This window comes from Brachyspira murdochii DSM 12563, from assembly GCF_000092845.1.
GTDB classification, from domain to species: Bacteria; Spirochaetota; Brachyspiria; order Brachyspirales; family Brachyspiraceae; genus Brachyspira; species Brachyspira murdochii.
The window spans coordinates 559,885-575,245 of the sequence record NC_014150.1; the positions used below are offsets into that span (position 1 = coordinate 559,885).

General features: G+C 28.4%; 16 protein-coding genes. 5 read left to right on the plus strand and 11 right to left on the minus strand.

The genetic code is table 11. The features are described from left to right. Positions 1-197 precede the first annotated feature (197 nt). Positions 198-1,448: a hypothetical protein gene (locus BMUR_RS02310; RefSeq protein WP_013112985.1), complete on the plus strand. Its 1,251-nt coding sequence runs from the start codon at positions 198-200 to the stop codon at positions 1,446-1,448. Between the two features lie 84 nt (positions 1,449-1,532). Next, complete coding sequence (gene proB, locus BMUR_RS02315) at positions 1,533-2,678, plus strand: glutamate 5-kinase (protein ID WP_013112986.1); 1,146 nt, start codon at positions 1,533-1,535, stop codon at positions 2,676-2,678. Here proB and galT read toward each other — a convergent pair. The 6 genes from galT to pyk form a co-directional block, all read right to left on the minus strand. Next, positions 2,673-3,674, minus strand: a complete 1,002-nt coding sequence (gene galT, locus BMUR_RS02320) for a galactose-1-phosphate uridylyltransferase (RefSeq protein WP_013112987.1) — start codon at positions 3,672-3,674, stop codon at positions 2,673-2,675. The two genes, proB and galT, sit on opposite strands and share 6 nt — an antisense overlap. Before the next feature lie 5 nt (positions 3,675-3,679). Next, complete coding sequence (locus BMUR_RS02325) at positions 3,680-4,042, minus strand: response regulator (RefSeq protein WP_012670232.1); 363 nt, start codon at positions 4,040-4,042, stop codon at positions 3,680-3,682. A 134-nt stretch (positions 4,043-4,176) separates the two neighbouring features. Then, positions 4,177-4,968 carry a pyrroline-5-carboxylate reductase gene (proC, locus tag BMUR_RS02330; protein WP_013112988.1) on the minus strand — a complete coding sequence of 264 codons (792 nt, stop codon included), beginning with the start codon at positions 4,966-4,968 and terminating at the stop codon, positions 4,177-4,179. Between the two features lie 92 nt (positions 4,969-5,060). Next, entirely contained in the window at positions 5,061-5,477 is a 417-nt protein-coding gene (locus BMUR_RS02335) for a PaaI family thioesterase (protein WP_013112989.1), read from the minus strand. A 350-nt stretch (positions 5,478-5,827) separates the two neighbouring features. Beyond that, a complete protein-coding gene (locus tag BMUR_RS02340) occupies positions 5,828-7,216 on the minus strand; it encodes a sodium-dependent transporter (protein ID WP_013112990.1) in 1,389 nt (462 codons plus the stop codon). 166 nt (positions 7,217-7,382) lie between these two features. Then, positions 7,383-8,816 carry a pyruvate kinase gene (gene pyk, locus BMUR_RS02345; RefSeq protein ID WP_013112991.1) on the minus strand — a complete coding sequence of 478 codons (1,434 nt, stop codon included), beginning with the start codon at positions 8,814-8,816 and terminating at the stop codon, positions 7,383-7,385. Between the two features lie 168 nt (positions 8,817-8,984). Here pyk and BMUR_RS02350 point away from each other — a divergent pair, with 168 nt between their 5' ends. Next, the gene (locus tag BMUR_RS02350; RefSeq protein WP_041750044.1) at positions 8,985-9,539 is read left to right on the plus strand and encodes a hypothetical protein; all 555 of its coding nucleotides are present in this window, start codon (positions 8,985-8,987) and stop codon (positions 9,537-9,539) included. On the opposite strand, the gene rsmA is transcribed toward BMUR_RS02350, so the two are convergent. The 4 genes from rsmA to BMUR_RS02370 are packed head-to-tail and all read right to left on the minus strand — an operon-like array spanning position 9,536 to position 12,849. Further along, on the minus strand, positions 9,536-10,384 hold the full coding sequence (gene rsmA / locus BMUR_RS02355) for a 16S rRNA (adenine(1518)-N(6)/adenine(1519)-N(6))-dimethyltransferase RsmA (protein ID WP_013112993.1): 849 nt from the start codon (positions 10,382-10,384) through the stop codon (positions 9,536-9,538). The two genes, BMUR_RS02350 and rsmA, sit on opposite strands and share 4 nt — an antisense overlap. Further along, positions 10,374-12,101 (minus strand): tetratricopeptide repeat protein, encoded by a 1,728-nt coding sequence (locus BMUR_RS02360; RefSeq protein ID WP_013112994.1) that lies wholly within the window; start codon positions 12,099-12,101, stop codon positions 10,374-10,376. Before BMUR_RS02360 ends, rsmA begins: the two co-directional genes overlap by 11 nt. After that, positions 12,098-12,532: a tetratricopeptide repeat protein gene (locus tag BMUR_RS02365; protein ID WP_041750045.1), complete on the minus strand. Its 435-nt coding sequence runs from the start codon at positions 12,530-12,532 to the stop codon at positions 12,098-12,100. The genes BMUR_RS02360 and BMUR_RS02365 overlap by 4 nt, the downstream gene beginning before the upstream one ends. A gap of 11 nt (positions 12,533-12,543) precedes the next feature. Then, positions 12,544-12,849 carry a hypothetical protein gene (locus BMUR_RS02370; RefSeq protein WP_013112996.1) on the minus strand — a complete coding sequence of 102 codons (306 nt, stop codon included), beginning with the start codon at positions 12,847-12,849 and terminating at the stop codon, positions 12,544-12,546. A gap of 205 nt (positions 12,850-13,054) precedes the next feature. On the opposite strand from BMUR_RS02370, the gene BMUR_RS02375 reads away from it, so the two are divergent. Beyond that, the gene (locus tag BMUR_RS02375) at positions 13,055-13,717 is read left to right on the plus strand and encodes a hypothetical protein (RefSeq protein ID WP_013112997.1); all 663 of its coding nucleotides are present in this window, start codon (positions 13,055-13,057) and stop codon (positions 13,715-13,717) included. 17 nt (positions 13,718-13,734) lie between these two features. After that, positions 13,735-14,481, plus strand: coding sequence for a hypothetical protein (locus BMUR_RS02380; RefSeq protein WP_013112998.1), 747 nt, complete (start codon positions 13,735-13,737; stop codon positions 14,479-14,481). A 13-nt stretch (positions 14,482-14,494) separates the two neighbouring features. On the opposite strand, the gene rarD is transcribed toward BMUR_RS02380, so the two are convergent. Next, positions 14,495-15,349, minus strand: a complete 855-nt coding sequence (gene rarD / locus BMUR_RS02385; RefSeq protein WP_013112999.1) for an EamA family transporter RarD — start codon at positions 15,347-15,349, stop codon at positions 14,495-14,497. Positions 15,350-15,361 lie beyond the last annotated feature (12 nt).

The following is a 15,361-nucleotide window of genomic DNA, read 5'->3' on the forward strand; positions in this document are numbered from 1 at the left end:
AAAATACACAATAAGAAATATAAGAATTTTAATATAATATTACTTAATATATTGACTTATATATAGTATTATTATATTATAAGGAGATGATTAATGAAAAAACCACACAGCACACAGCACACAGCACACAGCACACAGCACACTATAAAAAGTTAATACATACAGCAAAAATTTTTTGCTTCTCTTTTTTTTGTATTATGTTAATTAGCATTATTAAATACAATGCCTATTCACAAACAACAAATACTAATAATATAAAAAGATACGGACAATTATCCGCATCTTTAGAGATGACAGCATATGGAAGAATGAGCGATCTTATAGAACAAACTGGAAACGAAGATACATTAGGGGTTCTTTTATACGGAGATTTGAATTACATAAAAGAATATAAATATGCTTCGATAGAGGCTAATATGAATGTAAGATTCTATGAACCATTATCGCATAAAGCAAGATTTTATAAAGATATGTCTCCGCCTGTATTTGATTTTTCAAAGATGAATATATTTGTAAATTTCAAATATGTAGGAATAAGAGTAGGAGTTTTAGAACCATACACAAAAAATATACCTATGACCTCATACTTCCCTACCCTCTTTTATTATCATACAGTAAGCAGCAATAAAGCAACTGTACTGTCTGGACCAAGAGATATGCCTATAGGATATGATACTCAGTTTATACCAAGGTACGATACTGGACTAATGCTAGAAGCTAATTTCTTTGGAGTATTTATAGGTGTAGGAATGGTTAATGGAGAAATGGGACTTGATGCTAATTCTTCTAAAGGACTTATGGCTAAAGCAGCATACAGCAATGACTATATAAATACTGGAGCAGCATGTATAATTACAGAAATAGGCTCTATACCAATAAAAGAATGGGGAGATAGTATTAATGCATTTTTTTACTTTAAAAATGGAAGAAATGGAAGATTTACTGTAGGAGTTGAAGGATTTTGGTTCAGACATGGTATAAGAAGAAATAATGAATATTCACCCGGAAGTGAAAATAATAATACTCACAATTACAATGGCGGATACTATACTGATTTTTCTATACAAACATTTAATGGAGAAAAACCATATTATGGAATGAGCGGCTTTATATTCTTTGAAGCTAGAAGATTATGGAAATTTGATATAACAGCACATTTCGGTATACATGATAATAATATATATTCAAATGCAGAAGATATTTATCAGCTTAAATACAGAGCTTTTTTAAGAATTACTTTTAATATAACTGATGATTTCAAAATTATGCTTTCTGATACTTTCACCTATGACCCAGTATATAAAAATAATTATCAATATTATGAATTAGAAAATAGAAACCAAGCAGGAGTTATTTCATATAATGAAAAAAACGGACACTATACAGTAGATAATGATTTTTATTTAGGTTTGAGTTTTAAATTCGGCGGTGTATGGGGAAGCAAATAAATAATAATATAATCTCTTAAATAAAATTAAAATAATCATCAATTATAACTTTATTTTTTTTATATATAATTTATAATACTTGCTATGAAAAAAATAGATTTAAATAATATAAATAGAATAGTATTCAAATTTGGAACTAATGTTTTAAGAAATGATGAAGGATATATTTCTTTAGCAAGAATATATTCTTTCATAGAGGCTATAGCAAAATTTCATAGAATGGGAAAAGAGGTATTGATAGTTACTTCCGGAGCAGTAGGACTTGGTGCTAAAAAAATTAATGTTCAGGATTTGGACGAAGTAGCTTTAAAACAAGCCTGTGCTGCTATAGGACAGTCTCAGCTTATGTCAATATATGAAGACGGATTTTCAAAATTTGATATAGTTACAGCTCAAATACTTCTTACAGAAGAAGATTTTTCAAACAGAAGAAGATATCTTAACCTTCATTCTACTTTAAATATGCTTTTAAAATATAAGGTTGTACCTATAATAAATGAAAATGATACCGTATCAAGCGATGAGCTTAAACAATTATACGATGTTACTCAAATAAGTTTTTCTGATAATGATAAACTCTCTGCCCTAGTAGCAAGCGAACTTGATGCTGATTTGCTTATAATACTTTCAGATATTAACGGGCTTTATGATGATAACCCTAAAACCAATCCAAATGCAAAATTTATACATGAAGTATTTGAAGTTACCAAAGAAATAGAAAGTCTTGGACTAGATGCCTCTAAAGGCGGAAGAGGCGGAATGAAGACAAAACTTCAGGCTGCTAAAATAGTTACAAGGTCTGGCTGTGCTTTATTTATAGCTAATGGTAAAAAACCAAATGTACTTAACAATATATTTGAAAGCGAAGATAAAACTATATTTTACCCTGTAGAAGAAACTAATGAACTTCCTACAAAAAAAAGATGGATTGCTTATGCAACAACTATAATAGGAAAATTAAAAGTAAATGCAGGTGCTAAAAAGGCCGTACTTGAAAAAGAATCAAGCCTTCTTCCTATAGGTGTAACAAAAGTAATTAATAGCTTCAAAAAAGGCGATATAGTAAGCATTATAGATGAAGATGGAAATGAATTTGCAAGAGGAATAATTAATTATAGTTCTAATGATGTAGAAAAAATAATCGGACATCATTCTGATGATATATTAAAAATATTAGGATACAAAAACTATGATGCTGTTATTACCAGAGATCATATAGTAATATTATAAGGCATTTCTTAATTGTTCTGCTGCATCTTCTGGTGTAATAGAATTAATAAATACACCGCTTCCCAATTCATACCCTGCAAGTTTGCTCATTTTAGGCATTATATCTAAAAACCAATGGCTGGAGTAATTATATCTATCATTGAATACCGGCAAAAGAGTATGAAGCACATAATTAAAACTCACTTCGCCTAAAAGGTTATACAGTCTGTCAAATATATTTTTAAGTATAGAAGCAAAATCCAGCATATGAGGGCTTGAAGTGTATATTATACTATTAGAGTGCTGCTTAGGAATTATATATATCTGATAAGGAGACCTTGAAGCAAAAGGAGCAATAGCTATAAAATTATCATTTTCATATATTACCCTTTCATTAAGTTTTTTCTCTTCCAATATAATATCACAATATACGCATCTGTTATTTTCATTATAATATTCAAAAGCACCGTTAATTTCATCAAGCATTTGAACTGGTATGAATGGAGTTGTTATAATTTGAGAGTGAGAATGAGAAAGGCTCGCACCTGCTTCAGGACCGAAGTTTTTAAAATGGAGACTATAGAGCATATCTTCATTTTTACCCAAATCTCTAAGCCTCATCATAACAGCTTTGAAAATATAAAAAAAATCTTCTGTCTGTGCATGGTAAAAATTAAAATAATGATTAGGGTGCTCTATAATGACATCATGGAACCCTTTAGAACTGCTGGCACAAAAAAGGCTGTTTTCTTTAGGCAATTCATTTTTATGGGTTTCAGATATTATAGGATATTTATTAGGGACTATTCTAACCTGCCATATCTCTTCCTGTTCAGCATAAACTGTATAAACAGAGTCCGGTGTTTTCATCTCATGCCCTCTGCAAAAAGGACAGCTAAGTTCAGAATTGGATACATGCTTTTTATCTGAATTAACATAATCACTAGGCCTTCCAGTTCTTTCTGCTGAAATAATAACGGACTGCTTAGTTACAGGATCTTTACGAATATGCGGCATAAATATTAACCTATAAGTCTTTTTATCTTATCCTTAATCTCTGTAAGATTGCCGGATTTTAATATATAACCGTCGGCATTCCAAACAGAAAACTCATGTCTATAATTATTATATGCTGTACATATTATTATAGGAAGCTCTCTATGTTTCTCTCTAACTTTAGCTAAAAAATCTAATCCGTCCATCTTAGGCATTTTTATATCTAAAGTTATCAAATCAATATGAGGAGTACCTTTATCAAGCATTTCCAAGGCTTCTTCTCCGCTGTCTGTGGATACTACATCATAGCCTTCATCTTTGAACTCTTCCTCAAACAGAGTTCTAATGCTTTTTTCATCGTCTAAAACTAATATTGTCTTTTTAGGCATATCTTTCTCCATATAGCTTATATTGATATTATAATAATTGAATTAAAAAAGTCAAATAGAATTTTTCAATTTGATTATTATAATTTTATATATTATAACAAAAAGATAATACTATAAATAGTATAATACAATTTTTACTTTTTTTCACTTTCTATAGATTTATTATAACTTGCAATAATGCTTTCTATAAGTCCGCTTCTCATAGATTTTTCTTCAAGTACTTCAACCCCTTTAATAGTAAGCCCGCCGGGAGTACATACTCCGTCTTTTAACTGTGCTGGGTGTTTTCCAGATTCTAATACCATAGCACCAGTACCTTTAAATACCTGTGCTGCCATTTCTATAGATGTCTTTCTGTCTATACCCATTAATACTCCTGCATCACTCATAGCCTCTATTAATATATACATAAAAGCTGGAGAACAGCCTGCCATAGCATTATAAGCATGTATCTGCTCTTCTTTTATTACCTTAACCATTCCTACTCGTTTAAGCAGCTCTACAACACCATTTTCTACAACTTTATTTTCTGCCTCCACAACGGATATAAAACCATTGCATGTTTTTACCGGAGTATTAGGCATTATTCTCACAATTCTGCTTCCATTAAAAAGTCTTGATAAATCTCTTTTACTAACAGAAGCCGCAACACTAACAATAGTAGAGCCAACTTTAATAGATGATGATATCTCTGCCGCCACCGTACTAACCATATAAGGCTTAACTGCTATAAATAAAACATCAGCCTCAGCAGCCGCTTTTCTATTATCTGTATAAACTTTTATTCCAAGATTTTTTTCAAGATAATCTTTTTTTTCCATTGTCTTTACGCTGGCTATGATATTGGTATACTCTATTCCAGATTTTATAAAGCCTTCTATTAAAGCTCCTCCCATAGCACCAGCACCTATAAATCCTATTATCATATATAATCTCCTTGAGTTATCAATATAATTTTATAAACTTATAAAAATTAAAAATAGTAAATGATATTTTTGATATATTATTTTTTCTAAATTTAAGAAGGATCTATTACAAACATAGTTGCTATCATCTTTGCAAGCATATTATCCTCTTCATCTTTTATAACTGCTTCTACTATTATTAACTTTTTTCCAGAACTTAAAACTTCTCCAACTGCTATTACTTTTTTTGCCACAACAGGCTTTAAATAATGTATTTTAAGTTCAGAAGTTACAGTTTTATATCCTTCTTCAAGCATACTAGCGGCAGCATGTCCGCCTGCAGTATCAGCAAGTGCCGCAACCATTCCTCCATGCATATATCCTAAATACTGAGAAAACTCTTTTTTATTTTCACATGATATAATAACCTTTCCCTTCTCAACATGTTCAAGTTTCATTCCTACAAAAGATAAAAAATCCTGAGAATTAAATTTCTTTTCAACTTTTTTAAACATCTCTTCATTAGTCATATTATTATAAACTCCTCTTAATGTAAAATTATTTATTTTATAAAAAACTTCACTTCAAAATAATCCAATAAACTTAACAATACACTATAATTTTTATACGATAACTTATTTCAAAACTAAATTAATAGATAGTTATGCCATTTTAATTTTATAAGCATGTCTTTCTTCTGTAAAAAGGAAAGACTAAATACTTACATATAAAAATAATAAATATAATATTATCAAGTAGTTTTGGAAACAGGTTTATTATACTAACATTAATAATAAATGTAAAGACATATAATTTTATTCAATATAATAAACAAAAAATGCATACATACATAGTATGCATATATAAAAAATCATTAATTTCAAATAAAAAACTTATATATGTAATTAATAATAAACATAGCAAATAATATTATAGGAAGTATATAAGTTACATAAAATCTTGATATAACTGGAAACTTTATTCCGCTTCCAGAATCAACTTCTGTAATAAAATTATCCCATCCCCAACCGTATTTAGAAACACAGAATATTATTATATATATTCCTCCAAGCTCAACCAAATTATAACTTACTATAAAATCAAATAAATCAAGGAAACTTGTATTTGCTCCCATAGGATGTATAAATGATAATACATTAAAGCCCAAAGCAGTAGGAAGAGAACATACAAATACAACTATGCCAACTACTATAGATGCTGTATTACGATGCATTTTAAACTCTGACATAGTAAAAGCTATTAAATTTTCAAATACAGTTACAACAGTAGTTAAAGCAGCCATTGTCAAAAATATAAAAAACAATGTGCCCCACAATCTAGGAAGAGGCATAGAATTAAATATATTAGGCAAAGTAACGAATGCCAAACCTGCACCTTCACCCGGATTTACATTAAATGCAAAACAAGCTGGAAATATTACAAGCCCAGAAAGAAGTGCTATTAATGTATCTAATATAACTATTATTATAGATTCATTTGTTATAGATTTTTCTTTTCCTATATAGCTTCCAAATATTGTCATGCTCCCTATTCCTATACCCAAAGTAAAAAATGCCTGCCCCATTGCTGCATATATTACCTCAAATAAATTTCCTACGCCTCCTTGAAAAATTTTTGATAAATCCGGCAGAAGATAAAATTTTACTCCTTCTATAGCACCTTTCAAAGTTACAGATCTAATTATTAATATTATAACTATTACAAATAATGACGACATCATAAACTTTGATGATTTTTCAACACCTGCCTGAAGACCTTTAAAACATATCAATGTACCAAAAAATACAGCTATAAATAAACTAATAACCATTATTTTAGGATTGGAAAGCATAGAACCAAAAAACTGTCCCACTCCGTCCGGACTTAATCCTAATGTAGCACCAGTCGCCATATAATAAGCATATGTAACAGTCCAGCCCGTAACACTGGTATAAAACATCATAAGTATAAGACAGCCCAACATCTGAATATATCCTATTAAATGCCATTTAGAGCCTTCTTTTTCCAATACCTTATAAGAACCTGCAATATCCCTGCCGCCTGCACGTCCTATACTAAACTCCATTATAAGTATAGGCAATCCTATTACTGCTAAACATATAAGATAAACAACAACAAAAGCAGCTCCGCCATATTTACCGGTTATATAAGGGAATCTCCATATATTTCCAAGTCCTATAGCACATCCTGCCGACACTAGTAAAAAACCAAGCCTATTCGATAATTTTTCTCTTTTTTCATTATGCATATTATGAGCTCCAACAAATTATTATCAGTATATTATACAATATTTACACATTACTTCAAGCAGTAATATGTAAAATATTTATATTATTAAAATTATTTTTTATAAATACATAAAAAAGGATTACTAAAAAATATTAGCAATCCCAAATAAAAATATAATATATAAATTAGTGTATAATAACTACACGAACACTATTTTCCTGCCATCTTCCCTGCCACTTACTTCCGCTGACAACTATTGCAGTATCACCATGATTTGCTAAATTATGCTTAACTATAGTATCTTCAAGTATATCTATCTGTCCGCTATGACTAATTCCAGAACTGAAGTTTAAATCTTCAGGCATAAGTATAGTATAAACATTATGGCATATAGAAAGGCTGTTACATAAATTAAAATCAGCTGACATAAATACTATAGGAGTTTTTGGTCTTTTTTTAGATAAGTTTTTTACAGTTCTTCCAGACCTAGAAAGTGCAATTATTACTTTATTATTCAAACTGTATGACAAATAAGAAGCACTATCAGCTAATGCATCATTTAGTCCTCTGTCTAATAAATTCATATTATCATGAGATATTTTTATCATAGATCTCTCAGCAGCCTCTACAATAGAAACCATAGCTTTAACTGATTCTATAGGATAATCACCAGAAGCAGTTTCAGCAGACATCATAACAACATCAGTACCATCTAATACAGCATTAGCAACATCGCTGGCTTCAGCTCTTGAAGGTACAGGACTTTTTGTCATACTTTCAAGCATTTGAGTAGCTATTATAGTAATTTTACCTAAATCATTGGCCATTTTTAATATCTTTTTCTGCCAAACAGGAACCTCTCCGAATGGTATTTCTACTCCCAAATCACCTCTTGCTACCATAACTCCGTCAGAATGTTTGATTATCTCTTCCAAATTTTCTAAAGATTCTGTATTCTCTATTTTTGATACTATAGCAACATGCTGAAAATTATTATCATCTAAAATTTTTCTAAGCCTTATAACATCCTCTGCACGCCTAACAAAACTCATACCCAAATAATTTACACCATTTTTTGCACAGAATAATGCATCATTAATATCTTTTTCTGTTAAAACTTCTGTAGTAACATGGGCCCCCGGTAAATTAATGCCTTTGCTGCTTAATATAGTACCTCCAGTGATAACTTTACATACAACAAGTTTTGAAGCCTCATCGCTTGATTCTACTATAAGCTGTATGGTACCGTCAGCTATTAAAAGCATAGAGCCATTTTTTACATCATGTGCTATATTAGAATGTGTTGTAGGAATAATGCTGTCATCATTAGTTTCTTTATATCCGCTTAATTTTACGATATCGCCCTCTTTTACTGCTATAGGTTCTTTCAATTTGCCTATTCTTATTTTTGGTCCCTGCATGTCAGCTAGTATTGCAACCGGTTTTCTCAATTCTTTAGAAACTTTTCTTATTATATTGATTCTCTCTAAATGTTCTTCATAAGCCCCAAATGAAAAATTTAATCTGCATACATCTGCCCCGTTTTCTATAATCTTTTTTATCATATCTTCGCTAGACCATCTTGGTCCTAAAGTAGCTATTATTTTAGTTTTCCTCATTATTCATATTTCCTTTACTTATAATTTTTATTCTCATAAATCTTATATTATATAAATATAAAAAATTATACAGCAATGTCATAAAAAAATCTTTAAGATTTACGAAAAAATAATTATATAAAATAATTTTTTACTTTAAAAATATGAATTATGATATATAATAAAACAATGAATACAAAAAATATATCTATAATCTTTTTAACTATTCTTTTGGCATTATCTATATATGCCTGCAAACCAAATACAAAAACTATTATTCTTAATAATATAGCAATAGATGTACCTGAAGATTTTGAAGAAAATTTTTTAGGCGGAGTTGTAGATACTGATAATACAATAGAATATCATAATTCATACGGAGTACAAAGAACAACAGCAATATACACAATAGTATATAAAAAATATAAAGCAGCATACACTGGTATAATAAATTTAGAAAAAGCTAGAAATGATATAGTAAATGGATTAAAAAATAATAATGCTGTTCAGGAATTTCAAATAGTTAATGAAGGCAGAGTTGAAGGTTATGATAATGCTTATGAAATATTATTAAGTTTTTATTACGGACCTAATAAAACTTATCATAAATCATTCTCGATGCTTCATGATAACGGCATACTTCAGATAATATGTATGTATAATGCCAACAGCAAAAAAGATGATAAAGAAATAAATAATATCATAAAATCTGTAAGAATAATAGAAAATAATACCAATAATTAATCAATATATTCTTTTAATATATTAGAAAGTTTAATTACTTTATCCAAGTTTAAAGTTTCACCTCTGACATTTCCCTCAATATCTGATTTTTTAAGTATTTCATCTATACAATTTTTATTTATATTAATATATGGAGAATTAATAAAATTATTTTTTATAGTCTTTCTTCTATTATGAAATAATGTTTTTGAAACTGACTTAAATATATCTATCATATCAATATCAGTTTCTTTTGGAGTAATACTTATAATAGATGATGTAACTTTTGGAATAGGATAAAAAACTTCTTTAGAAACATTATATTCAAGTTTTACATCAGCCATAAAATTGGCAAATAGCGTCAAAGCTGAATAATTTTCTGTATTCTCTTTAGCTGTAAGTCTTTCAGCAAAATCACTTTGAACCATAAATACAGCATAGTTCCATTTACCGTAAGATTTTTGCAATAGCCATTCCATTATAGGGCTTGCTATATTATATGGTATATTACCGTAAACATCATATTGCTTATCAGAATCTGATATATCAAAAGTTAATATATCTTTATGAATTATATTAATATTATTAAATTTTTCTTTCAAATGATTGTACAAGGCATTATCATATTCTACTATAGTAAGATTTTCCTTGTATATATCTATAAGCATGCTGCTTAAAGCTCCAAGCCCTCCTCCTATCTCTAAAGCCAATTCACCTCTTGAGTAACTTTTTGGAACAGTATATGCTATATTATATGCAATATTTCTATCACATAAAAAATTCTGACCTCTATTTTTATTTGGAAATATAGATTTCTCTTTTAAATATTCTGTTATTTCTCTCTTTGAATATAAATTATCTAACATCTCTCGGAATTCTAGCCATTTGGAATATTACAATCAATATCAAAATAAAAGCTGACACTACAATAATGATAACACTAAGAGTAATCTCAGAAACCATCACAAGAAGCATAGCAATATAACTGACTATTACCTTATATACCAAAGCAAGCAATATAGTTCCAACTACTCCTGTAACTCTATTATATATGTGAAAAGTAGCTGAAGGAGACATAGAAAGCCTATATCTAAATGAATAATATGCTATTATAAGGAATAATAACAGATATGTAATGGGTTCTATATTTTTAGTTATTAATTCAAGGTTAATCTCTTTATCTGAGTATCCAAATCTTTTAATTTCTTTTCTTAATGTAAATAAATCTGATAGATTAATATATTTTAATTCCAAAGAAGTATAATTTTTAATAATATCTAAAGTACTGTATGATATAGAAATAGGAATAATTAAACTGTTGGTATCACTATAGATATAATCATTTTTATTTGTATCAAAACGTGCCTTCAATATAATATTTTTATTATTATTTGTAGATTTAAATTCATCAGCTATTTTTCCATATAAATAATTATCGCAGCTTACAATTTTTAATTCATCATCAAGTTTGATAAGTGATACATCAAATATATAAAAACTATTTTTAAACACAGAACTGCTTGAAGATGAAAGCAATGTATTTTTATCAAGCATTAAATTTATTCCATTATGATTTAATGCTGATGTGTACTGCAGTATGTCCGGATTATTAATATAAGCATTTCTTATTTCTTTGGCTTCTCTAATAAAGAAATCATATCGGCTTATAGAATCTCTGATAATAGAATAATAATTATCAACTTCTGCTATATTTGGAGCTTCCATATATAATTTAGAAATTCCATCATAAGCGTCCCATAATCTTCCATTTTCATAAAGTGTAATAACATCTGACAATCTTCCGTATACTGATGCCTCTTCTGTTGTAGTGCTTACATACTTTGGCTTTTGATTATTTGCAATGCTGATTTTATTTATATAATATAAAGCTAAAGGATTATATCTGTCTAAAGCAATAACCTGATTAAAATATTTAGAGGCTTCATAATAATTTGAATAGCTAAACTCTCTAGTACCAAGTCTTAATAAATTATTAATATTACTTATTTCCAATTGATGAAGTTTTTCATGCTCTTTTCTTTTTTCTTCCTGTATGCTTTTTATTAGAAGCAGCACATTACCGTCATTTTTATCATAAAATAATGCCTCTTCAGCAAAATAAGTGGCAGATTCTAAATTGCCGTTAATAAGTTCTGTTTTAGCTTTTTCATATGCTTCATTTTTTAGCTTCAAGCCGTATTCATAATAAATCATTGTATCTCTAGAAGCATTATGTTCCTTCACAAGAGAAATAAAAGAATCAACAAAAGAATAGTCATATAATGTATAAAATATAACTAAAACTATAATTGCTGTTATAGGTGCCGCTATGACTTTTGATATATTTTCCTGATATAGATATTTAGCCTTAAAGAAAGCAGAATATACAGATAAAGATATTATATAGGGCATATAAGTTTTATAGAATATTAAACTTATTAACATATATGTAAATAAAGAATAATCTCTGCCTTCGCCTCTGGAATACAAAACATATATTATTAATATAACAGCTATACCTATAATACTCATTATTAAAAAATTTAATATAAGTCTAGTAGTAATGCTATGTTCTTTTCTCATGAGTCTACATTTTCTTCAATAATTTCTACTTCCTCTTCTATTATCTCTACAGGTTTTAATTTAGGCTTTTTATCATAAATATCCTGCATAACCTTCTGAGCCAAAATTCTAGGAGGTAAAACTGTAAAATTATTTATAACTATATCAAAATATGTTAAAGCCTCTTCATACTTATTTTGATAATAATAGCAGAAGCCTATTTCATAATAAGCCCAAGCCACGTCCTTACTATAGTTTTCTCTATCAAAATTGTCTATTATATACTGATAATAAGCTATAGCAGTCTTGTAATTTTTATTACCAAATTCAGTATATGCTTTCTCAGCTATTATTTTAGGATATCTCTCTTCTTCAACAGATATCTTAACAGCCGAGGCACATGAAGCTAATAAAAAAACAAGTATAACTAAAAAAACAAAACTTTTTTTCACTAAAAAATCCATTATTTTTTTATAGTATATACCTCATCGCGAACAGGCAGACTTTTGCGTAAAGCCTTTAGGAAACTTCTTAAGTCACCCATTTCCTTATAGTCATCACACTTTTCAACTGTTCTTCTTGCAACTGTAAAATACTTGTACATTTTTTCTTCGCCAAGTTTTTTACGCCATTGTTCCTGTGCACATTTAACTCTTAGCAAATATTGGTTGCCGTCTACTCCGCTTGACTTTCTAAACAATACGCAATATCGGCAGTTAGCACAATATATGCCTGTTTCTGACACTTGTTCATTTTGTTCTTCGCTCATAAATACTTACCATAAATATATTTGTTTTAATTATTTTATAATAAAAGTATAACAAACTTTAAGATTTAAGTCAAGATTACTAATTTGTTAAAAAATTTCATAAATATTTAAGTGTAATGATAATTACATAAGTTTTTAATTGATTATCTTAATGAATTTAAAAAAAATAATATTAAAAATTATTTTTTTTACGAGAATTGTTAATATGACATATATAAAAACAGCATTAATAATTATCATACTATATACATCTACTTTATACTCTCAGGAAAGCACCGATATTAACTTTCAGGATTTATATGCACAAATGAAAGATAAATATTCTTCTGCGTATCCTAAACATTTTGAAGCATATATAAAAGGAAAAATAGTACAAAGACAAATTGATACTATTCCTGCAAAAAGTTATACAAAAACTAAAGACGATATAAAACTAAAATTTTCTTTTACACATGGAGGCAAACCTTCTATAATACTTGAAAACGTTGATAGTTTTTATAGAAATATGTTTTCTGTATTTGAAGGTGCTTTAGAAACTATAGGATTTTATGCTTTGGTTGGAAGTTCTTCAAGCTACGATTCCTTATCAAAAAAATTTACTTTTGAATCTTTAGAGGAAAGTAAAAATAAATATGAAATCACTTTAGGAGCAAAAGGAGAAAACCTTAATTATAGTGTGGTATATACTGTTGATAAAGAAATTTTATTAATAGAAAAAGCTGAATATTATAATAAAAAATCTAAAATATACGATGTAAGCATCAGTTATGAAAATATAGAAAATTATACTCTGCCTAAAATTATTAAATATAAAAGTTCTGACGGAAAGGTAAACTCTGAAATAGAATTTACTGATATAAAATTTTAAATTACGGATAACAAATTATGAAAAAAATATTAATAATTATAACTTCTTTAATATTAACTTTTAATCTATATGCAATTGATGTAGAGAGTTTATTCAATCTTTCAAGTAACGGAGAAATTGTATACTACAAAAGCGATAATATAAATAATGCCGATTATACTCAGGCTGAAAAATTAAAAAATGATTTAGAAAAAAAAGGATACAACGTAAACTCTATCATTATTGCTGACGTTCTCCCTATAGAAGGAAATGAATTTATAGCTTTAGTATCATCTGCTCAGGGAAATAAAATTTGCATATATAATAACGAAAAAGAAGAGTTTTCATACAGCACAGACAGATTTGGAAAAAACTCTGCTGTAGATTTAGAAAACTTTTATGACAGAAAGAACGAAATAGGAATAATAAAATATTATATCATAAATGATAATGGACAGGATAAAGATATATACATGTATATGTTTAGAATAGACGGAGCAAGTATAAAGTTTATAGCTGATATAGAATTTTATAGAGAAATTAATTCTATGAAAAGTTCTGTAATTACTCAAATGGACAATATATTTGAAGATATTGACGGAGACGGAATATATGAAATGCTTGTTGAGTCAAGAGAAAAAATAAGCGGAAGAAATGACAGAGTAGAATATCAGATATATAAATTAAGTAAAAGCAAAGGAAGATATGAATGCATTATGTCATCTTGGCTTGAAGATACACCTGTTGACCTATCAAGGTATTTCCAAAAAAGCATAAGAAAATAATTTATATATATTTTTATATTTTATCTTTATTGCTAGAATTTTTAAATATTGATATTGTATAAAGTACAGCAGCAATTATTATAATAATGAGCGTAACTGCCCTATTTACATTAACTTCTTCTTTATATACAAAAATAGCAAGCAAAGTAGCAATTAAAGGAAGTAAAAACTGTAAAAATCCAAGAGTAGAAACATCAAGACCTTTAGCTGCCTTGGCATACAAATAAAGAGGTATACCAGTAGCAATACCTGCAAACATCAAAGTTACCCAAGAAGAAACCGACTGAGGCGAAGAAGGAAAATACATTTTGCTTAATATTATTGAAGGAATAAGTATAGCAGCCGTCTCTAAAAACAAACTTTCCCAGCCAGAATATACTGTAATTTTTTTGAATACGCCGTATATAGAAAAAGTAAGCCCTATAAAAAATGCCATTATAGGAGGTCTTCCTAATGTAATAGTTTGATAAATCATACCTATAAACATCAAAATTATAGCGGCATATTCTAATAATGTTTTTTTCTCTTTAAAAAATATTATTCCAGTAAGTATACTTAAAATAGGTGCTATATAATATGCAAGTCCAGCCTCAAGAACATGACCTGAGTTCACAGTATAAATATATAAATACCAATTAATACCCAAGAAAATACCTGCTATTATTATTGATATTAAAGGTTTTATACCTCTGTAAAGACTTGCTCTCTTATAAATAATTATTATCAAAGTAAATATAAAAGTAGTTATAACACGAATACCCAAAACAAATGCTGAATCAAAATTCTGAACTGCTTTCCAATATACTGGAAGAAGTCCCCAAATTATATAAGCTGATGCTGCAATGAGTATTGATTTATTTTTAGACATACAATGTATCCC

Bases quoted from the DNA above. Each gene is read 5' to 3' on its own strand.
- BMUR_RS02325 (WP_012670232.1), bottom strand. From the start codon at position 4,042: ATGCCTAAAAAGACAATATTAGTTTTAGACGATGAAAAAAGCATTAGA.
- BMUR_RS02375 (WP_013112997.1), top strand. From the start codon at position 13,055: ATGACATATATAAAAACAGCATTAATAATTATCATACTATATACATCT.
- BMUR_RS02310 (WP_013112985.1), top strand. From the start codon at position 198: ATGTTAATTAGCATTATTAAATACAATGCCTATTCACAAACAACAAAT.
- proB (WP_013112986.1), top strand. From the start codon at position 1,533: ATGAAAAAAATAGATTTAAATAATATAAATAGAATAGTATTCAAATTT.
- BMUR_RS02360 (WP_013112994.1), bottom strand. From the start codon at position 12,101: ATGAGAAAAGAACATAGCATTACTACTAGACTTATATTAAATTTTTTA.
- BMUR_RS02380 (WP_013112998.1), top strand. From the start codon at position 13,735: ATGAAAAAAATATTAATAATTATAACTTCTTTAATATTAACTTTTAAT.
- galT (WP_013112987.1), bottom strand. From the start codon at position 3,674: ATGCCGCATATTCGTAAAGATCCTGTAACTAAGCAGTCCGTTATTATT.
- proC (WP_013112988.1), bottom strand. From the start codon at position 4,968: ATGATAATAGGATTTATAGGTGCTGGTGCTATGGGAGGAGCTTTAATA.
- BMUR_RS02350 (WP_041750044.1), top strand. From the start codon at position 8,985: ATGAATACAAAAAATATATCTATAATCTTTTTAACTATTCTTTTGGCA.
- pyk (WP_013112991.1), bottom strand. From the start codon at position 8,816: ATGAGGAAAACTAAAATAATAGCTACTTTAGGACCAAGATGGTCTAGC.
- BMUR_RS02335 (WP_013112989.1), bottom strand. From the start codon at position 5,477: ATGACTAATGAAGAGATGTTTAAAAAAGTTGAAAAGAAATTTAATTCT.
- BMUR_RS02370 (WP_013112996.1), bottom strand. From the start codon at position 12,849: ATGAGCGAAGAACAAAATGAACAAGTGTCAGAAACAGGCATATATTGT.
- BMUR_RS02340 (WP_013112990.1), bottom strand. From the start codon at position 7,216: ATGCATAATGAAAAAAGAGAAAAATTATCGAATAGGCTTGGTTTTTTA.
- rsmA (WP_013112993.1), bottom strand. From the start codon at position 10,384: ATGTTAGATAATTTATATTCAAAGAGAGAAATAACAGAATATTTAAAA.
- rarD (WP_013112999.1), bottom strand. From the start codon at position 15,349: ATGTCTAAAAATAAATCAATACTCATTGCAGCATCAGCTTATATAATT.